This is a genomic window from Flavobacterium pisciphilum, from assembly GCF_020905345.1.
Lineage (GTDB): Bacteria > Bacteroidota > Bacteroidia > Flavobacteriales > Flavobacteriaceae > Flavobacterium > Flavobacterium pisciphilum.
In genome coordinates this window covers 588,309-609,097 of sequence record NZ_JAJJMO010000001.1, presented here as the reverse complement: position 1 = coordinate 609,097, position 20,789 = coordinate 588,309, and the positions used below count along the sequence as shown (strand labels likewise).

The 20,789-nt window shown below is 31.0% G+C and carries 20 protein-coding genes; 3 read left to right on the top strand and 17 right to left on the bottom strand.

The annotated features are described in order from the left end of the window. Positions 1-41: 41 nt before the first annotated feature. From LNQ49_RS23220 to LNQ49_RS02555, 11 genes are all read right to left on the bottom strand, one after another. Positions 42-500 (bottom strand): Sir2 family NAD-dependent protein deacetylase, encoded by a 459-nt coding sequence (locus tag LNQ49_RS23220; RefSeq protein WP_346432482.1) that lies wholly within the window; start codon positions 498-500, stop codon positions 42-44. A 47-nt stretch (positions 501-547) separates the two neighbouring features. After that, on the bottom strand, positions 548-871 hold the full coding sequence (locus LNQ49_RS23215) for a Sir2 family NAD-dependent protein deacetylase (protein WP_255680729.1): 324 nt from the start codon (positions 869-871) through the stop codon (positions 548-550). Positions 872-1,036: 165 nt separating this feature from the next. Next, a complete protein-coding gene (locus LNQ49_RS02595) occupies positions 1,037-1,654 on the bottom strand; it encodes a hypothetical protein (RefSeq protein ID WP_229987221.1) in 618 nt (205 codons plus the stop codon). 196 nt (positions 1,655-1,850) lie between these two features. After that, positions 1,851-2,240: a YybH family protein gene (locus tag LNQ49_RS02590; RefSeq protein ID WP_229987220.1), complete on the bottom strand. Its 390-nt coding sequence runs from the start codon at positions 2,238-2,240 to the stop codon at positions 1,851-1,853. A gap of 113 nt (positions 2,241-2,353) precedes the next feature. Further along, positions 2,354-3,019 carry an NADPH-dependent F420 reductase gene (locus LNQ49_RS02585; RefSeq protein ID WP_229987219.1) on the bottom strand — a complete coding sequence of 222 codons (666 nt, stop codon included), beginning with the start codon at positions 3,017-3,019 and terminating at the stop codon, positions 2,354-2,356. Between the two features lie 115 nt (positions 3,020-3,134). Beyond that, complete coding sequence (locus tag LNQ49_RS02580; RefSeq protein ID WP_229987218.1) at positions 3,135-3,710, bottom strand: Crp/Fnr family transcriptional regulator; 576 nt, start codon at positions 3,708-3,710, stop codon at positions 3,135-3,137. Positions 3,711-3,875: 165 nt separating this feature from the next. Then, positions 3,876-4,448: a hypothetical protein gene (locus LNQ49_RS02575; protein ID WP_229987217.1), complete on the bottom strand. Its 573-nt coding sequence runs from the start codon at positions 4,446-4,448 to the stop codon at positions 3,876-3,878. A gap of 287 nt (positions 4,449-4,735) precedes the next feature. After that, complete coding sequence (locus tag LNQ49_RS02570) at positions 4,736-5,548, bottom strand: hypothetical protein (protein WP_229987216.1); 813 nt, start codon at positions 5,546-5,548, stop codon at positions 4,736-4,738. Positions 5,549-5,726: 178 nt separating this feature from the next. Further along, a complete protein-coding gene (locus LNQ49_RS02565) occupies positions 5,727-7,877 on the bottom strand; it encodes a KAP family P-loop NTPase fold protein (protein WP_229987215.1) in 2,151 nt (716 codons plus the stop codon). Between the two features lie 166 nt (positions 7,878-8,043). Next, positions 8,044-8,550 carry a hypothetical protein gene (locus LNQ49_RS02560; RefSeq protein WP_229987214.1) on the bottom strand — a complete coding sequence of 169 codons (507 nt, stop codon included), beginning with the start codon at positions 8,548-8,550 and terminating at the stop codon, positions 8,044-8,046. A gap of 535 nt (positions 8,551-9,085) precedes the next feature. Beyond that, complete coding sequence (locus tag LNQ49_RS02555) at positions 9,086-10,054, bottom strand: hypothetical protein (protein ID WP_229987213.1); 969 nt, start codon at positions 10,052-10,054, stop codon at positions 9,086-9,088. Between the two features lie 157 nt (positions 10,055-10,211). Here LNQ49_RS02555 and LNQ49_RS02550 point away from each other — a divergent pair, with 157 nt between their 5' ends. Continuing rightward, positions 10,212-10,544 carry a hypothetical protein gene (locus LNQ49_RS02550; RefSeq protein ID WP_428978333.1) on the top strand — a complete coding sequence of 111 codons (333 nt, stop codon included), beginning with the start codon at positions 10,212-10,214 and terminating at the stop codon, positions 10,542-10,544. A 75-nt stretch (positions 10,545-10,619) separates the two neighbouring features. Here LNQ49_RS02550 and mnmE read toward each other — a convergent pair whose 3' ends face one another. Next, positions 10,620-12,020 (bottom strand): tRNA uridine-5-carboxymethylaminomethyl(34) synthesis GTPase MnmE, encoded by a 1,401-nt coding sequence (gene mnmE / locus LNQ49_RS02545; RefSeq protein WP_229987212.1) that lies wholly within the window; start codon positions 12,018-12,020, stop codon positions 10,620-10,622. Positions 12,021-12,375: 355 nt separating this feature from the next. Between mnmE and LNQ49_RS02540 the strand changes: the two genes are divergently transcribed. Then, positions 12,376-13,209 carry a universal stress protein gene (locus LNQ49_RS02540; RefSeq protein ID WP_229987211.1) on the top strand — a complete coding sequence of 278 codons (834 nt, stop codon included), beginning with the start codon at positions 12,376-12,378 and terminating at the stop codon, positions 13,207-13,209. 132 nt (positions 13,210-13,341) lie between these two features. Then, positions 13,342-15,114 (top strand): MutS-related protein, encoded by a 1,773-nt coding sequence (locus LNQ49_RS02535; RefSeq protein WP_229987210.1) that lies wholly within the window; start codon positions 13,342-13,344, stop codon positions 15,112-15,114. 495 nt (positions 15,115-15,609) lie between these two features. Here LNQ49_RS02535 and dnaN read toward each other — a convergent pair whose 3' ends face one another. From dnaN to LNQ49_RS02510, 5 genes are all read right to left on the bottom strand, one after another. Continuing rightward, positions 15,610-16,728, bottom strand: coding sequence for a DNA polymerase III subunit beta (gene dnaN, locus LNQ49_RS02530; RefSeq protein ID WP_035627362.1), 1,119 nt, complete (start codon positions 16,726-16,728; stop codon positions 15,610-15,612). A gap of 107 nt (positions 16,729-16,835) precedes the next feature. Further along, positions 16,836-18,521, bottom strand: coding sequence for a gliding motility-associated ABC transporter substrate-binding protein GldG (gene gldG, locus LNQ49_RS02525; RefSeq protein ID WP_229987209.1), 1,686 nt, complete (start codon positions 18,519-18,521; stop codon positions 16,836-16,838). Then, positions 18,521-19,246 (bottom strand): gliding motility-associated ABC transporter permease subunit GldF, encoded by a 726-nt coding sequence (gene gldF, locus LNQ49_RS02520; protein WP_229987208.1) that lies wholly within the window; start codon positions 19,244-19,246, stop codon positions 18,521-18,523. Before gldF ends, gldG begins: the two co-directional genes overlap by 1 nt. Positions 19,247-19,354: 108 nt before the next feature. Continuing rightward, positions 19,355-19,651 (bottom strand): putative quinol monooxygenase, encoded by a 297-nt coding sequence (locus LNQ49_RS02515; protein WP_229987207.1) that lies wholly within the window; start codon positions 19,649-19,651, stop codon positions 19,355-19,357. Positions 19,652-19,904: 253 nt separating this feature from the next. After that, positions 19,905-20,732, bottom strand: coding sequence for an SAM hydrolase/SAM-dependent halogenase family protein (locus LNQ49_RS02510; protein WP_229991311.1), 828 nt, complete (start codon positions 20,730-20,732; stop codon positions 19,905-19,907). Between the last annotated feature and the right edge of the window lie 57 nt (positions 20,733-20,789).

Sequence of the window (20,789 nt, the reverse complement as noted above, 5' to 3'; positions counted from 1 at the left end):
ACTACTTTCCGATGCATATACCCAAATCTCTTGTAGAGCTGTTAGTAGATGTTTTTTATTATTCTTTTAATTGTTTCTAGCGCTTCAGTTGATGTTTGGCGAATGATAATTTTATTTTTTTTGTGCTTAATTAGTTCTGTAAACAGATTATCTTCGGTATTAATATCAACGATTGTTCCTCCATATTTTAAAGTTGTTTCGGCAATTTCCATTGGCAAATTAGTTGCTCCTGAAGTTCCAACAATAAATAGGATACCAGAGTTTTTAGCGATTTTTAATGAACTGAATCTTTTATTTGTTTTCTCATCATAATATTCATCAAACCACAAAATATTTGGTCTCATCCAGCTTCCGCATTCTTTGCATTTCAATAATTCAATCTCTCTTTCAGTTAAATCTTCGTCTATATCTTTTCCTTTAATTTCACCAGATAGATTAATGATCTCTTTGCAACCATTTGAACATTTTATTTCTCTATTATTTCCATGTATTTCATAAATTCGATTAGTTCCAGCATGTTTGTGTAAATTATCAATATTTTGAGTAATTAAATTAAATTAAATCTATCTTGCAAAATATTTTCTATTTCTACTAATTCAAAGTGACTTTTGTTTGGCTTTGTATTTTCAAACATTTTTTTTCTAAAAAGAGAATATTGCCAAACTTCTTCTGGGTTTTTAGAAAAATATTTAAAAGTTCCAAATTCTTCTGGTTTATGAAACTTTGTTCCTTTAACCCAAATTCCATCTATTCCTCTATAAGTTGGTATTCCGCTATCAGCAGAAATTCCTGCGCCTGTCAAAAACGTGAAAAGATTTCTATTTGATTTATTGTAAACTTGCTCTATTATTTGTTCTAGTTGATCTTTCATATTCTGATTTTCTAAAATATCTGCTAATGTCTTGGTGCTACAAGAGGTTTAGGATTGAAGAAATGAGTTTTTTTCATTAAACAAATTTTTTTTGCAAATACAAAACCATCTTTAAATTCAGCCCAAAAAACCAATCAATACAAACGGCTGTTGGCAGTAGTTTTTTTATTTAATTCGTTTATATTCATAGGTTAGATTATAGCTATAACCACTTCCTATAATTAATAAAAAGGCTCCTTCATTACAAACAGCTTCATTTATTAATAGATTTCCATTTTTTGTCAATCCAATTCGTCTTTTGTTATTTCTGCACCCACCAAAAAGATAAGGAATACCGTTACAATCTAAAAAACTATTGTCTAAATAAAACATTCCTTTTTTATATTTCCCTGTCAGTGTAGTGTCTTTAATTACTTTTGAATTGTCTGAAATTTTAATTTTTAATAAGTTATTGTTCTCAAGCCTTAAATCTATATTGAAATTATTTTTTAATTGACTAATCGAGTCAAACTTATCTTTCTCATTTAAATATTTACCTAACAAAAACATATATGCGTTATTATTCATTAAAGAATCGGGAATAATATCTTTTGGTTTAGGTTTTTCAAAACTATAGTATCTTTTTATTGGATTATATGTATAACTTCCATTTAATTGGGAGATATTTTCAATTTCTAAATTTTGAACTTCTTTACGAAATCTTTTTTTTGAGAAACTTGCACAACTTAAAAAAGCTAAGGCTAAAAATGGAATAATTATAAAATGTAACTTTTTGTTTTTCATAATTCTACGGTAAGATTACTGCCAAGGTTCTGGCGTTACAAGAAATTTGAAATTAAAGATGCGAGTTTTTTCGGTTAAACACAAATTTTCTAATTACAAAACCATCTTCAAATTCTGCCTAAATCCCCAAACCCGCCAAGCGATATAACGTTTGGCGGAATTAAAGAAGAAGACTAGTGGTAAAGTAATATAGTAATTATTTCATTTTATTGAACATATATCGAGCAATCTTCCATTGTCCATTTGTTTTTTGAAATACAAATAACTCTCGGTTCTCTTCGGCTACAGTTTGTCTGTTGGCATGAATCAAGGTTGTTCCTTTTGATGTTGTTCGTGCAAAAGCAAAGTCTCCATGAACTATGATTTCGTCAATGTAAAATTCGATGTTTAACTGAATTGTTTTGAAAACAAATTCGTAAGAACCTTTTATTTGTTCTTGTCCAATTGCCGATGGTGCGTTGGAAGGCATAAAAATTCCATCATGAGTATAGAGTGGCAGTACTTTATTTACGTCAGAAGTATTCAATGCATCACGATAAGAGAAAAGTAGTTTCTCAATTGCCGATTTTTCTATTTGATTGTTCATTGTGATTTGATTTAATTTGGTTGAATTATTTTTTATTTTGTTTTGACAGGATACTAGTGTCACCAATAGCATTACTGTAAGTATTATATTTTTCATCAGGTTGTTATTTCAATTTATGATTTTGCAATTGCTGCTTTAGCTTCTTCAAGTGAAACGGTTTTACCAAGTGCTCCAAACTGATGTAGGTCGCCAAACACTTCAATGCGTATACTTTGGTCAATACCACCAATGTGAAGAGGTTCAAAACCAGCACTTGAAATTAGTTCCTCAATATGTGGATTACTGTTTGTGCTATCTGAAGCATAAAACAAGGTCATTTTGGTAGGGGCTTTAAAGGCATCATTCTTTAGTGAAGCGGCACCTAATGTTCCGAATGCTTTTACGAGTTTAGCATTAGCAGGTAATAATTCAGAAAGAATTTTTGCAGATGATTCAGTTTCTCCAATGATTTTTTTGAAACCGCCATTTCCATCTGGTGCAATAGGATTAGAAACATCAATAATTATTTTACCTGAAAGTTCTTTAGAATAGTTTTTTAGAAATTCTTTGATTAAATTAAAGCCTATTGAAGGTACTATTACATCAGCTTCATCAATGGCTTCAGTAATTGTTTTAGCAATAGCATTAGTACCTAAACTGTCAGCAAATGTTTTCGCTTTTTCAAATTCTCTTGATGCTACAATTACGCAGTGATTACCTTTAGTAAGGTTTGTTGCAAGAGCTGTACCTATGTTACCAAGTCCGATTATGGCTACTTTAGTTTGTGGTGAATTTTTCATTTTATCTTTATTAAATTGTTATGTCATTATTGACATTACAAAGATGCGATGAACCTTTCTCCTGTACCTATGAACTATTTTAAGAAATAGTCTTAATGTAGATTAAGGGTAAATGTCATTTACCCATTCTGTCTTTTCTAATTTTACTGAGAAACTCTGGTGTCACACCAAGATAGGATGCTATTTGTGTGTTGGGTAATCGGGAGGAAAGTTTAGGATATTGCTCTAGGAAAAATTCATATCGCTCGTATGCTGTCGAGCTAAAAGTATGCAACAGTCGGTTTTGAAGTTCAATGTATTTATCCTCAATAATTACGCGAAAGTTTCTATCAAACTTCGGATAGTTAGTGTATAAATACCAAAGATCTCCTTTAGAAATTTGAAGAATGATGGAAGGTTCAATTGCTTCAATATAGAGCTTGGAAGGTTTCTCTTTGTGAAGGCTATCAATGTCGGCGACCCAATCGTTTTCGGTCGCAAACAAGAGATTGTGTTCTTTACCTGTTTTGTCAACTCCATACATTTTAAAACAGCCCTCAACAACATAAGTGAAATATTTGCAGGTATCGCTTTCTTGCAAAATAAATTGTCTACGTTTTATTTTTCGCTCTACCAGACAACTCATTAAAGCTTCTTTTTCACTGTCTTCCAACGAAAGATATTTATCAAAATATTTAATTATATTTTCCATTGGTATTATGTCTTTAAGGTTGTCTGTGATACTCTAATACTTAGATAGCTTAGGAATTAAAGATGCGATTTTTTTCGATTTTGAGTAAGTTTTCAAATATAAAAATATTTTTAAATTCAGCCTTTTGCCCAAATCTTTTGTAATGGCTGTTGACAGTAGTAGTTGTTATATATTTCTTTTTATCATTCTAACATAGTAAGCTGAAAACATTTTAGCTCTATACCAAATCAAGAAAATTAGTATAAGTTTCCAGAATTTAAAACTCCAATGGAAAAGGTCAAAAGCAATACTTAAAAATATGATTAGAAAAATGCCTTTAAACAAATCACTCATTACTTGATAATATTCAGCTTTTCCATATTTATTTTCAGAAATTAATTTGTCACAAGTCTTAAGAAAAATTTTATTGGTTATTTCCTCTTGATTTCTTATTCCTATATTTCTATAGCCAAAAAATAAAAAATTGTAAAGCTTCCAGTATTTATTTTTTAATTGATTGCCTTTTGGAAAAAAGCGCAATAGAATACCATTGAAAATTACATCATCCAAACTCATCAGTATATGTCCGATTAAATAGCAAATAGGTATTAATAACAAAATTGTTAAATCTGAAAAGTCTTTTGAGTCTTTAATAATACAAGTTATTTCACAAGGATAATACAAATAAGAAAAAAATAGAACTATTAATCCTAAAAGTGTATAAACAAGAATGTCTCTTAAAGTAAATTTGTCTGTCATAGTTTATTCTTTTCTGGTCGGTTTTTAAAATTACTGCCAACATCTTGGCGATTTGCATGGTTGGGGAATAAAGAGGTGAGATTTTTCCATTATACACAAATTTTCCAAGTACAAAACTATCTTTAAATTCAGCCAAATGCCTAAATCTATTGTAACGATTGTTAGCTGTTGTTTTTTTATTTACCCTAGTAGGTAAACTTTATAGCTTCCCACCAAGTTACCAAGCCCTAGCATGCCCTTTGCATTATATTGGATTCATTTTAGTGGACGCCTAAAGAATCGCTTCTTTACCTTGCCAAAGTTCTGGGTTGTTTTTGAGAATTAGGTTTTATTAGTTTAGTGTTACCATCGCAAATTTCAAATAACTTATTTCTCCATTCAATTTTATTGTTAGCTTCTGAACTTTCTAATTCAAAACCATTCAAATATAGTTTATCCTGATGTATAATTCCAAATTGTTGTGAATTAAACCTATTGTATAATCCTATAAGTTGCGGAGCTCCTCCACAATATGTATCATTTATATTTTCCAGCGTTTCACAAAAACATTGAAAAACTGCTCTGCTTGTTTTTGCTTCGTTACTTTTTAAAAATTCATCAAATTTTGCTTCAAATTCTTTCTTTCCTGAACCAATAACAAATATTTTATCAGAATGTTTTGAAAAAGGTAAGGTTTCAAATGTCCATGAATTATTTGATTTAAGCCATTTTATTTTTGTGCACAAAAAGTCAGTCTCTTCATTTCTACTTGCAAAAATAATTTCTAGTGACTTATCTGTTACACCCCTTATTTCAGATGGATATTTATCAAATAACTCTTTTAATTTTAAATTGAAAGAATAAAACTTTTCTTTATTTGTTGAATTTTCAGGAAATAATAAACCATTATCTGCTAGCTCAACAATTTGATTAATCGCAAGAGATGGAAATTGAACATCTCCGCAATATCCAATTATAACTGGATGATTTTTGCAACCAAATATTTTTTTTCCATTATCAAATTTTGCTTTATCTGCCCAAGAAATTCTGCTATCTCCAGCAATATATAATGATGATGTTTTTCTAGAGTCAACTCCAATCCAAGAAACAATTAATGTCATAAATATTGTATTTTGTTAAGTTTCTGAGGCAAAATAACGGTTAACGCCCTGGTGCTACAAGAGGTTTGGGGCTAAAGATGTGAGGTTTTTCCATTATGTACAAATTTTACAAATACAAAACCATCTCTAAATGTTGCCAAATACCCAAATCTCTTGTAACGGCTGTTATGTGACGTTTTTAATTTTCCTTAATTTCAGTCGTTAAAGATTTAATTTCTAAATTATACCAATGTATAAATTGACGCATTGCATTTTGAATACTTTGCCCTTCATCTACATCAAAAAAGATTACTTCTTTGTCTTCTATCTCGGTTGAATATTCCTCAATTAGAACGTTGTAAAAATTAACAATGTCACAATATTTTTTTAGCAATTCAAAACTCTCTTTTTTAAAATCTATTTTATAAGGATTTGGATTAGAGGAACTGTATATTGTTGATGTTAATGAATATATTATTTTAGAAACAATTTTTGGATTCAAATTAATTAACTCTGTTATATATTCTCTCAATTCTTGCAATTTTTTTTCAGACCAAATATTAAGTAATGAAAAAATATTTTTTTCGTATTTTTCAAAAATGTTAGTATTATTTTTATTGCTATCTGTTAAGGCTCTCTCAAGAAGTAAATTATTCAATAAATAAATATCAGCAGTTTTGATTGCTTTTTCGTCTTCAGTTTGACCTACTTGCATCCATCTATTTATTTCTTTTGAAAAATCATAAGGTATTCCGCTTTTCATTAAATATTTTGAAAACTCAAGTCTTTCTGAATAATTAATATGTTTTAAAAGTATTCTACTAATTGTTATTGCAGCTTGAGATTTTGGATTATTAGATGCAAACATAAAAACTCCACCTTTCATACCTTCAAACTTATTTTCATTGTGACAAATTATTTTTGAAACGATTTGTCTTGAATTCCAATCTAAATTGTCTTCATAAAAATATATTTTGTTTAGATATTCAGTAGGTTCAATATATTTAAATATTTCGCTTGTTTCAATTAAAACTTCATCGAATGTTTTTGAATTAAGACTGCTTATATAATTGTCAAAATAAATATCTGAAATATCATCTTTTGGGACACTATAAATAAAGTATCTGTTAAAGTATTTAGAGGAAACTATTCTTTTTTCTTTTGTCCAATCTTGATCTCTATTTTTAAAATTATAATTTTCCGTAGCTTCTTTTACATAAGGAAATATTTTTTTTAGTAAATTTAATATTGCTTGTTTTTCTTTTTTGGATAAGTTACTATCTAATTCTCCAATTTTGGATTTAAATTCTTCAACTTTTGAATTATTTTTATTGTCGGAGAATTCATCATTATATGATTCGATAAAATATTCTGGAGAATTTTTTATGAATTCATAATGTTCAGGGTAAAATATTTTTACACCTTCAAAAAGAATTAAATCAGAAATATTAACCTCTCCTTTCAAAAGAGGAATTAAAAATGATAAAGAATTTGAAAACCGAATAGCGAGTCTTGGAGTTTTTATTTTTAAAAGTAAATTTTGTGAAATAAAAAATCCAACATTTTGCTCCTCGTTTGTTCCTAAATCAATTTTATTTTCATCTAAGATATTATTTAATAACTCAAAAGTGTAATTTAATAAATCTTTACTCAAAGCTTGAGGTATTCTAAGAGGAACTTGAATTATTTTTTCAAGAAAATTATATCCTGAATTTCTATTTCCTTCTGCAAATCTTTCTCCAATTGCAGAAGCTACCATTTCATCATCAAACGATAATATATAATATGTTTTTGAAAAATCACCTGTTAGTTTAATTAGTTTAAATAAAGAAAATAGTTCTTGTTTATCAAGACGGTCAATATCATCGATTATCACTACTATTTTCTTATCACTTTCTTTTAGAAAGTCGTTTACTCTATTTTTTAAATCTTCTAATTGTGTGTCAGAAAAATTTTCACTTAATTTTGATAAATCAAAATTGAAAATAGTTGTAATACTTCCATATTTTTTAAAAAAATCTACAAATTTTTCAGCTTTTGTATTTAATTCTTTGTTTAGTACTTCTGAAATATTTTTAAGAAAATTTAAAATTAAAGCATCTTCGTCTTTAAATCTCCAAGGATTAAATTTTACAATTAAAACATCTTCATTGATATTTAGTTCTTCTTCAATCATATTTAAAACTGAAGACTTACCTTCTCCCCAAATTCCGTATAAACCAATAACTAGTCCATCATTATCATTTCTTTTAGTTATTGTTTCAGCAATTCTTTTTGAAAATTTATATCTGTTAAACCTATCTTGTTCTTTGGCTAAAATTGGTTTGTCAGAATTATAGATTTGTTTCATAATTTCGTCGTTTTTGGGCAAATGTCACATAACGTTTTGGTGCTACATGAGGTTTTGGATTAAAGATGCGAGTTTTTTCCATTAAACACAAATTTTACAAGTGCAAAACTAACTTTAAATTTAGCCAAATGCCCAGCTTGCTTGTAGCATGCGTTATAGGCTGTGCTTACTTTGCGCCATTTTTCTTCATTCCTTGTCCCCAAGTGTATTCAAATCCTGATATTTTCCCTTGTGTCCTCAATTCATCTAATGTTCCAGAACTTTTGTCAGGTTTGGCGGTAAATTGAATGTCGGCAGTTGAACCACTTGCAGAAATTTTGAAAAGTTCATTTGTGTTTAGTGTTTCTGTTCTTCCGTCGAAGTTTGCGTGATGAAATATTCCATATAAAGAAGAATGTGTTGCACCACTTTCGTATAACTCAAAATATGGTTCTTGGTCTATTTCTGTTCCGTCTATTCGGAAATAGTTTGCAAAATACATAATTGTTTCGGCTGTGCTCCCAGAGGCACCAATTACAACAGTGTTTATGCTTGTCATTCCTGTTGGTACAATTCCTAAAGAATAGGCATCTGTTCCGCTAATAACACGGTATTCCATTGGTGGACATATTTTATTCCATTTTTCTTTGTCTGGTTTTGCTTTGAAGTTTTTACTGAATTGATTTTTTGCCATTGTTTTTATTTTAAATATAAATAATTAGTTAGTAAAAGTAAATAGTGTTTTATGCACTTTTTTTGATGCAAAGTGTTTTGTGTTCTATTTCTTTATCCATTTTGCAGTTTTTCTTCTTTAAACTAATTATCATATGGTGCACATGAAGATAAAATGTACAAACTAAAGACAATACAAGAAAGTGAAAAACACGTTAAATCAGTGATAGTCAAATAAGAGAAAGTAAAAAGAAATTTAAGAAAAGAACATTTACTTTCCAATACAGAAATTAGCACCTCAGTGTTTACTAGGGTTTTCAGATGAAGCGGTACAAATAAGGTACTAATCTGAACAAAACAACAACAACAAATAAACACTTATTCATTATTTTAATAAAAGGTAGACTACTTTGATAACTTGCGGTAACATCTTTTTAAAAACACTCACGCTGGTACTCAAATTGATAAGGCGCAGGATTTTCTAGAAATGGAATTTGAAGAAAATAATTTAGTGTGTATAACTGATATCAGTAAAGCCATATTTTTGTTTCATAACGTTACCGTATAGGTGTCAGTTCATTACTACCCGCTTTTTTATGAAGCAGGAAAGAAACCTGAATATCATCATCCTTAGTTTGGGCATGAATGGCAGACAGATAATCTTTGTACATCTCGCTCGTCGGCTGTAAAGAGAGCACTTTTCCACCTGCATAAAGCACCATTTTAAAATCTTTTAAAGGTAAAATGTCCCTTTTCTCAAGGACTGCATCACTCATTTTATCCCAACGCGCTTTAGAATCTGCAGGAGTAGCCCAGTAAAAAGCTTTTGCCAGTTCCACTTCTTTATCATACATTAATGATGCATAAGCATTCACATCTTTTTTTATCAGTATATTTCTAAAATTGTTATATGCTGCAACCGCTTCTTTCAGTAATTCATCCTGATTCTCTTTACTCAGGTCTTTAGAATTGCGCCATCCTACTAACTGATAAGGAACTTCTGCCTCAAAAGAGCCTTTAAACTCAAAAGTCTTTTGCCCGCTGGCGAGGAATTTTTCTGTTCCCGGCTTATTGGAGGTGCTGAATTCAAAAACCTGTTTATAATTTTCTGTAGGGGCATCAGGGGCATGATGAATTACTTTGATCTTAAACTTAGAAGCATCCACAAGTGTAGGAGACCAACTTTGGTCTGACAGCTGAGGCGGAAACAAACGTATGATAATTTCCTGTTTTCCACTTGTTAGTATATAATCATTAACAGGAATACGTTGCTCATTGGCACTACCCAATAACAAATAGCGGTGCAGGGGGACATCATTGATTAAAATTTCATAACCACAGGCATCCTGACTAAATTCCACCTCATACAATGGGTTGTAATCGTATGTCTTTACCTGTTTATAAATATCCAGCATTTTCTGATCCATCTTTACCTGACTTTTAATAGTTGTACCTGATGATTGTTTTTGCTGACATGAAGCCATGCCCGACAGTAATACTAAGCTTGATATAATTAGTTTTCTCATTTTTTAATTTTAATCCATCTTGGTTTTTCGTCAATACCAATAGTAAATATAATTGTTTCTTCCTTGACCTTAGGTGCCGCACCGGTTAATTTTTAATTTTTATGAATAGAAAACGCTGGTGATTTTTCTTTAGGTCTTCCTTTAAATTCTTAATTTAATGAACACCAAAGGGCATTGTTATCCTAAAACTATAATTCTTCAAGCTGTGTATTTCAAATTAAGATTTACCCTATGTTATAGAGACGTTGAGGAAATAATGAAAATGCGTGGGGTTCATGTTGACCATTCTACTATTCAACGTTGGGTATATAAATTTATACCTTTTATTTATGGCATAGATGAAGAAAGTAAACTAAGAGCTAGCAGTAGTTGGAGTATGGATGAAACTTATTATTTGACCAAAAAAATATTCTCTATTCCTCAAAAAAAGAGGTACAATAGAGGTATGAATTTAATCAAAATAACAATCAATATCCAAAAGGAAGTATAAATGAAAAAGAGTTAAAATATTGTTTTTTAATATTTTAACTCTTTTCTTGTTATTGCTTTGCATTATTTTGTTGTACTACTTTCCAATACAGAAATTAGCAAATATATTCCCTAGTAATTCATCATTAGAAACTTGACCAGTGATTAATCCAAATTGGTATAAAGCTTCGCGAATATCGAGAGCCATTAAATCGCTTGAAAGATTAGTTTCAAGGCCATATTTTACTTTTTGTATTTCATCTAGAGCTTTTAATAAAGAATCGTAATGTCTTGTATTGGTTACGATTGTTTCATTATTTCGTAAGACACCAGTATTCACAAAAGACAACAATTCATTCTTTAACTCTTCAACACCAATTTTCTGTTTTGCAGAAATTAATAGCAGTTTAGCATTTAAATTTTCAAGCTGATTTGTAATATTTGAAACTTCTTGCTCAGATAATATATCTCTTTTATTAACTACAATTAATAAAGGTTTTAAAGGGTATTTATTTTTAATTTGTTCAATTTCAGTAATGAATTCGGTACCAGAAGCCTGAAACTTTAAACCATCAAACAAATAAACGACAACTTGTGCTTGCTCTATTTTTTCGAAAGTTTTTTTGATTCCGATACTTTCTACATAATCAACAGTTTCGCGTATACCAGCGGTATCTATAAATCTAAAACCGATTCCACCAATAACCAATTCGTCTTCGATGGTATCACGAGTTGTACCAGCAATTTCCGAAACGATAGCACGTTCTTCGTTTAATAAAGCATTCAGTAAAGTAGATTTTCCAACATTAGGCTCACCTACAATAGCTACAGGAATTCCGTTTTTAATTACATTTCCAACAGCAAAAGAATCAATCAAACGTTTTAATACAAACTCAATACGATTCAATAATTCATGAAACTGACTTCTGTCGGCAAATTCAACATCTTCTTCAGCAAAGTCCAATTCAAGTTCAATAAGCGAAGCAAAGTTTAATAATTCCTCACGTAGTTTGGCAATTTCGTTACTAAAACCACCACGCATTTGCTGCATAGCAATTTGGTGTGAAGCTTCATTGTCAGACGAAATTAAATCAGCTACAGCTTCGGCTTGAGATAAATCTAGTTTTCCGTTTAAGAAAGCACGAAGTGTAAATTCACCAGGATCAGCCATTCTACAGCCTTTTCGAAGCAATAGTTGTATGATTTGTTGTTGGATATAAGTAGAGCCGTGGCAAGAGATTTCGATGGTGTTTTCGCCAGTATATGAGTTTGGTCCTTTAAAAACCGAAACCAAAACTTCGTCAAGAGTCTTCGAATCATCTACAATATGACCTAAGTGTAGGGTATGTGTCTTTTGTTTAGTTAAATCTTTATTTTTAATAGAACGAAAAACTCCATTACCAATTGTAATGGCTTCGCTACCCGAAATTCGGATTATGGCAATTGCCCCAGCTCCCGAAGGCGTTGCTAGAGCTACTATAGAATCTTGATTTATCATCTGGCAAAGGTATAAAAAAAGCCTAGAAATTCCGAAAGAGAGAATTGTAAAAGGAGAATTGTAAAAGGAGGATTGTAAAAAGTGAAATGTAAAAAGTGAATTGTGAATAGTGAAATGAAAGATGTAAACTGTAAACTGATAACTGCGACTGCAAACTGTGACTGTAAACTGAGACTGTAAACTGAGACTGCAAACTGAGACTGCAAACTGAAACTGTAAACCGAGACCGAAAACTGATACTAAAAAAAACCTTGTTTTAAGAAATTGTAAAATGTTAAATAACTGATAATTGTCATGTCGAAGAGGCTGTTTTATGGTTAAATTTGAGAAACTAACATTTAATCTAAATAATGCGATGAAAAGAATATTATTCCCCACCGATTTCTCTGAAGTAGCTACAAATGCATTTGTGCATGCTTTAGAATTTGCAAAACAGGTTAAAGGCGAGCTCATTTTGTTACACACATTTGAGATTCCAGTTTATGATAGCCAGTTTTTCCCAGAAAATTTTGCAATTATATATAATTCATTAGAGTTAGCTAAATTCGAAATGTTTAAAGATGAAATTCCCAAACTTCGAGCAATTGCGGCAGAACGTAAGCTCGATGATATTGTAATGAATCACCGTCTGATGGATGGAGATTTGGTTTACAATATGAAAAAAGCGATTAAAGAAGACAAGATAGATTTTGTAGTAATGGGAACTTCAGGTGTTGCAGGTTGGAATACTTTTTTCTTAGGAACAAATACCGATGCAGTGATATCAGGAGTAGAAGTACCAATTTTATGTGTTCCTATAGAATCTAAATTTAAAAAAGTAAAAACAATCGGATTCACCACACGTTACCGTGAGAAAGACAAAAAAGAACTTCGAAAAGTTTTGGGTATAGCAAAAAAAATGAATGCTAAAATTAAATGCTTGTATGTAAAAACCCAGAGCTCAGATGTTACGAATGTAACAATTAAAGAATGGGAAAATGATTTTAAAGACGAGCCAGTTCAATTCTTGGTGCTTCCATGTGAAGAAGTTAAAGAAACCATTCTAGATTTTGTTTTGTATAAAGACATCGATGTATTGGCTATGATTGCTTACAAGCGAAGCTTCTTCGAAAGTTTGTTTAGTCCGAGTTTTACTAAGAAACTAACAAAAGATATAGCAATACCAGTTTTGATAATGCATGAACAATAATTTCAAGGCAGATTTAATAAAATCACTTTGTTAAATAGTAATATTCCTAGAATTTAAAGTAGTTATTTCGTTGCTGTAAACTTATATTTGTATTTCAATATAATTTCTAAAAGGAATAATTACTTTAAATCAATGGAACAATATCAAAAAAATGTCAGCAGTTATTCAGATGCTTTAAATACAATCAATAAAAAATACAATAGCATTAGTTTATTGCGACTTTTGAGTATTGTTTTGTGTTTGGTTTTAGGGTATTATTATATCAAGACAGATGATTCTGTATATATTATTTCTGCTATTTTATCATTCCTAGGTTTTATTGTTTTAATGCGTATTCATTCGAGTTTGTCTTTCCAAAAGAAACTAACAGAGACGCTTTTAAAAATAAATAAGAACGAAATTACTTTTCTAAAAAGAGAAAAACTACTTTTTGAAAACGGACAAGAGTTTATAGACTTTCACCACCCATACGCATACGATTTAGATATTTTTGGAGATCATTCTTTGTTTCAAAGTCTAAATAGAACAGGAACCTTTGTTGGAAAAAAAACATTAGCAAACCAGTTGCTATATACATTGAAATCCAGTGAAATAAAGCAGAATCAAGAAGCGATACTTGAATTAGAATCTAAGCTAGATTGGCGTCAAGAATTTCTTGCACTTGCAATAATAGGACAGGATACAAAAGAAGCGTATCAGGCATTGTTAAAGTGGAAGGATAGCAAGAGTGCTCCTTTCTCAAAAGTAATGTCAGTATTAATGTATGCCTTACCAGCTCTTTTTGGTGGACTATTAATTGCTTATTTTGTGACTTCTAATACAATATTTTTATCCTATCTAACTTTTGCTTTTATCTTGAACACAACAGTTTTGGGAATGTTTTTTAAAAGAATCCAAACTGAAATAGCCAAAGCTGAAAATATTGATAAAATTATCAAGCAATATAGCTTATTGGTAAAGGAGATAGAAAACGAAACTTTTAAGTCAGACAAATTAGTTGAACTACAAAAGAGATTAGTTTACAAAAATGCTAAGGCGAGTACACACTTAAAACAATTGTCAGAGTTGTTTTCAAACATGGATACGATTAATAACATTGTAGCTGCGTTATTGTTTAATGGTGTTTTCCTATTCAATATTCACGTTTTAAAAAATCTTTTAAATTGGAAAACCAATCACGCTGCTGTTTTAGAAGAGTGGCTGGATGTTATAGGAGAATTTGAAATGCTGAATAGCTTAGCTAACTTTTCATATAATAACAAAGATTTTGTTTTTCCAGAGTTAAACACAGATTTTAAGATTGGTTTTTCAAATTTAAGTCATCCTTTACTAAATCCAGAAACAAGAGTAGGGAACGAAGTGAAATTTTTCCCAGAATCGTTTATGATATTAACGGGATCAAATATGTCAGGAAAGAGTACTTTTTTACGCAGTTTAGGAATCAATATGGTTTTAGGAGGAATAGGTTCAGTAGTATGTGCTAATAAGGCTACTATGCATCCGTTGCCAGTTTTGGTTTCCATGCGACTATCAGATTCCCTATCAGATAGTGAATCCTACTTTTTCGCCGAAATAAAGCGTTTAAAACAAATTATGGATGCATTGGAGGACAAACCTGCTTTTGTGCTCTTAGATGAGATTTTAAGAGGTACAAATTCAGATGATAAACGTAATGGAACTATTGAAGTAGTGAAAAAGATTATTGCAAAAAAAGCAATAGGAGCAATTGCAACACACGATATTGAAGTATGTCTGACAACAAACGAATATCCTGATGTTTTAACCAATCAGTGTTTTGAAGTTGAAATAAAGAATAATGAATTGCATTTTGACTATACACTACGTGAAGGAATTTGTAAAAATAAAAGCGCAACATTCTTAATGCAAAAAATGGGAGTGATATAGTAGGGGGAGTGTGAGAAGTTTTTTTGTGAAACGTGAGATGTTAAACGTGAAAGGTGAAATGTTTTTATAAGATGTGTGATGAAAGCTACTGAGTGCTCTAATATCGAGTAAAGATTATACACAAACTTGTCATTCCGACGCAGGAGGAATCTCATTACATAGCTCTCCAAACTATACCGAGCAACCAGCAGTTATTCTTCGATTCCGCTCAGAATGATAAAATCGTTGAAGTTGTATTGAATTCTTTGCGTAAAGATTTGAAGACTACTTTGTGATTCTTTGTTTTCTTTGGGAAACTTTGCGAAATAATTTTGCGAAACTTTGCGAGATAATTTTACTCAAACTATACTTTAAAACATAAAAAAACCACAATTTCAAAAAGAAGCTGCGGTTTTTTAAGTATAAAAATGGTTGGTTAATAGCGTATTTGTTATGCAATAATAAGTATTATATTTGAATATCAAAAATCTAATATAACAAAAACATAATTAAATGTTAACTGTTTAGCATTACTGGCATAACCAACATGGTTACGGTCTCTCCATCTTCTAAACCATCTACAGGAGTCAGGATTCCTGCTCTGTTAGGTAAAGACATTTCTAGCATTATCATATCAGATTGTAGGTTAGTCAACATTTCAGTAAGGAAACGTGAGTTAAACCCAATTTGCAAGTCATCACCTTGGTAATCACAAGTCAATCTTTCTTCGGCTTTGTTTGAGTAATCAATATCTTCTGCAGAAACATTTAATTCAGCTCCAGCAATTTTCAAACGAATTTGGTGTGTAGTTTTATTAGAGAAAATAGCAACACGACGTACAGAACTTAAAAATAAAGAACGGTCTATCATTAACTTGTTAGGATTCTCTTTTGGAATTACAGCTTCGTAATTTGGATATTTTCCATCAATTAAACGACACATTAAAATGTAGTTGTCGAATGAGAAAGTTGCATTAGAATCGTTGTATTCGATTTTTACTTCAGCATCAGAAGATCCTAAGATACTTTTTAAAATATTCAAAGGTTTCTTTGGCATAATAAAATCAGCAACCTGAGATGCTTTAACATCAGTACGTGCATATTTTACTAATTTGTGAGCATCAGTAGCAACAAATATTAATCCTTCTGGTGAAAACTGGAAGAATACACCTGACATTACAGGACGCAAATCATCGTTACCAGCAGCAAATATTGTTTTGCTAATAGCTGTTGCCAAAACATCTGAAGGAACTAGAGTAACCGATGGCTCTTCTAAGTTTACAGATTTTGGAAATTCTTCTCCAGCTGCATACGCCAAAGCATATTTTCCAGAGTTAGAACTAATTTCTACAGTATTATTGTCTTCAACAGTAAAAGTTAAAGGTTGTTCTGGAAATGTTTTAAGGATTTCGAGTAATAATTTTGCAGGTATTGCAACACTTCCTTTGCTTGTAGAATCAATCGCTAAAGTTGCAGACATCGTCGTTTCAAGATCCGATGAAGAAACTGTTAATTCATTATTGTCTAATTCAAATAGAAAGTTGTCTAAAATAGGTAACGTATTGTTACTATTGATTACACTACCTAAAACTTGTAATTGTTTTAATAAGTACGAACTCGATACTATAAATTTCATCTCTTTTGTTTTATTTTGTGGTATATATTTTAGTCCGATTAAAAACTAGGATACATTTTACAAATATATCGTAAACAATCCTAGTATTGCAAATTTTTTATTAACATCTATTTGCTGTATTTCCTTCTTCTAAGGAAAGTAAAGGCTATACCAAAGACTAATAAAATTAGAATTGGTAGTCCGATAGTTATGAATTGCGTAATGCTATACTCTTGGTAAACTTTTTCTTTATCTAATAAAGGTAAGTTAAGATCTCTACTTCTAATGTTAATAAGTCCTGTGTCATCTAGCAAATAATTAACGCAATTCATTAAGAAATCTTTGTTGTCATACAAATTTCCTGAGCGTTGATCATAGCCTAATTCTACTGGAGCCAAATTTTTATCCAACTGATTACGCACCAAGTCGCCATCAGAAATAACAATCATTTTGGTTGCTTTTCCTTTAGTTAAAAATGTTTTTTGTTCAAAAGGTAAAACACGATTTTCGTACATCGAATGGAAATCTCCTTCTAGTAAAACAGACAAAGGAAGGTTTCCTTTATTGACGTAATCTTTAGGTGAAGTTTCTTCAGTTACAATATTCAAATTGATTTCGGCAGGAGTACCAATTTTTTTGGAATAAGGAGAAGATTGCAAAAGTACCGTTTTCTTAATACCATTTTTTAAGGTATCGATTGGGTTTGCAAAATCAAATTTGATTCCTCCTAAATTTTTTACAATCGGATGTTTGCTCTCAGGATAAACCTGTGGTGCATATTTCCAGTTAAATTGTTGGTATTGAGTGGCACTTCCTTGTTCACCTGATGCCAATTTAATTGGACTTCCTTGTTCGTCTTTTACCAAATCAGGATTAATTCTGAAGCCGTATTTAAAGAACATATCATTAAGGTTCAAATCCCTTGGAAAAGCCAGTGTAGCTCCAGATTGATTGTATAAACTGTCCATTTCGGCATTTACTTGATCAACAAGCCACAATGTTTTTCCGCCATTAATGATAAACTGATCCAGAACTTGTTTTTCGCTATCAGTAAAAGCTTCAGTAGGTTTAGCGATAATAGCCAAATCATATTTTTTCAAAGCGTCCAAAGTACCCATTGGATTTTTAGCAACAGAGTCTAAAGTAAACGGACCAATATGGTAGCTTTCGCGAATTTGCATTAGAAATTTAGCCATGAAAATCTCTTTCATTTCACCATTTCCTTTTATAATTGCGACCTTTTTTTGTTTTTCTTTTGTGATTTTATTCAATGCATCAGCAATCGAATATTCTAAATGTTGTACCGAACCAATTACTTTTTGAGTAGTCGAAGCACCCATTTGGTTTTTTAATAAAGGGATGTTAACCTCTTTATTGTCGTATGTTGCAATTGCCCAAGGAAAAACCATGGCTTGCGATTGCTTTCCTTTGTCATCAACAGTAATGTTAATAGGAGTAAGTCCTTTTCGATACAATTCTTTAATGATATCCATGCTTTCGTCTTCGTTTTCCATAGGATTAACGAATTCAAAATATATGTTTTTGTTGTAAGCCTGAAACTCTTCTAATAGCTGTTGAGTTTCTTGCTCTAAACGCTTAAACTCAGCTGGTAAATCACCTTGCATATAAATTTTTATAGACAACGGATTATGTACCTGTTTGAGGATGTTTAATGAAGTAGGAGATAAAGTATATCGTTTGTCTTTGGTTAAATCAAAACGGTGAAAGATAAAAGTACCTGCAATATTCAACGCAATTAAAACCGCAATAGTAACCAGTAACGTTTTTATGTTTTTTTGAGAGGAGATTTTCATTACGATTTAAAAGATTTTAGTTGATATACAGTAAACGAAAGAAAAAGCACCGTTATACTTAAAAAATAAATTACATCGCGTGTGTCAATAACACCTCGGCTCATACTTTTAAAATGATTTTGCATTCCTAATGATGAAATGAAATTCATAGAAGCAGGAACAATAGAGGATAAACCGTCAAAACCAAAATAGAAAAAGAAGCATAAAAATACTGCTATGATAAAAGCAACGATTTGATTTTCTGATAATGTAGAGGTGAAAACTCCGATGGCAGTATAAGCTCCAATTAAAAATAATAATCCGAAGTAAGAACCGATTGTACTTCCCATATCGATATTGCCTTCTGGTAATCCTAAACTCGAAATTACCTTTACATAAATAAAAGTTGGAATAATTGCCATTATGATTAAAAGCAACGAACCAATGAATTTTCCGTTTACAATTTGCCAGATGCTCAAAGGTTTTGTAAGTAACAATTCGATTGTGCCTTGTTTCTTTTCATCCGAAAAACTACGCATAGTAACAGCAGGAATTAAGAACGTTAAAATCCAAGGAGCCAAAGTAAAGAATGGGGTAAGGTCGGCAAAACCAGTATTAAGGATATTGTATTCTCCTTGAAAAACCCATAAAAATAAGCCATTACTAATCAAAAAGATGGCAATGACCAAGTAGCCAATGGGAGATCCAAAAAAGGATTTTATTTCTCGTAAAACAATTGATTTCATTTATTTTTGTTTAATCGTTGATTTGGTTAATTGTTGTTTTTATTTCAAGTTAAAATTGAGACTGAAAACTGCGACTGAATACTGAAAACTGTGACTGCAAACTGAGAACTACTCCAAGCTTACTAGTTTGTCTACGCTCCAAGCTTCAGGTTTTGCATTAAATAGTTTTTTTGTAAAATCCCATACACTATTAAAAAGTTCAGATTGTCGGTAATTTTCCAAGTCGGCTTCAGTTTCCCAATAGCTATAAGTAAAAAATATACTTTTATTTTCTTTGTCTTGATACAATTCTAAAAAACGATTTCCGGGAGCATTTCGTATTTTGTCTTTCACACCGTCAAAATTTTCCATGAAAGCGGGGATTTTATCTTCGTGGAAACTCATTTTTACTATTCGAACAAACATTTTTATAATTTTAGATTTCTGAATTTAGATTTCATATTGAGAAATGGCTTATGTGCGCGCAAAAATACCAAATTAGATTGTTCTTTTTTATAAAAAAATAATGCTTTCTCATTTTTGTCATTTCGACGAAGGAGAAATCACAGTTACACCCACAATGGAAGACATGTTAGACATGATTTTCTCGTCCATTTGCTACTGCTTGAGTTTTCTTTGTCAAAAAGATAAACGTTGTAAAATCTAAGGGTTAAATTTATTAATGGAATTTTATAGTGATTACATCTCTATAATTTAAACCTAAAAGACTATTTGCAGAACCTACTTTAGAAGGATTGCTTCTGAAGATTGCGATTTCCAGAAAACCTGCTTCATTAAAAATAGCTAGTTTTTCCCCTTCATAGGTTTTGATTGGGTATTTTTCAGAGCTGGCTATTGCCGAATAATTGGGCAAAATAGTTTTGATGCTTTTTGGTTTCATTGCGATCTCATACGGACGGCCTCTTGCTATTTTTAAAAACTGTATTTTAGAAATGTTAGTTACAACGTTTCCAAAATGATCAATATAAATTACATATCCTTTAATAGAATTTCCATCGCTAGCAACTACAGCCTGCAACTCAGTAACTTCTTTAACTGCTGGTATTTCTTTACCAATAACATTTAGTAAACCGCCTTTGGCAATATGGCAAGCAACTTGTATAAAAATATCTAAATCTGTTGATTCCACAGGAAAACGATCGTGAATATTGATGGCGACAATTTTTTGAGGAACAATCTTTTGGGTAAGCATGCTTAATATACCATTATCAGCACAAATAAAGTAATGATCATTCCATTGCATAGCAATATGTTGGTTCTCTTTATTACGTTCAATATCAACACCAATAAGATGTACAGTTCCTTTTGGAAAGCTAAAATAAGAGGAACCAATAATATAACTCGCTTCAGTAGTGTTAAATGGATCGATGTCATGCGAAATATCTACAATTGTAGCTTCGGAATATTCGGATAAAATTTTCCCTTTCAGCGCGCCTACAAAGTGGTCTTTTAAGCCGTAATCGGTAGTAAGGGTAATTATTGACATCATTTTGTTTATAACTATTGGTAGTATTTAAATCTAATTTTTATTAAATTTGAGATA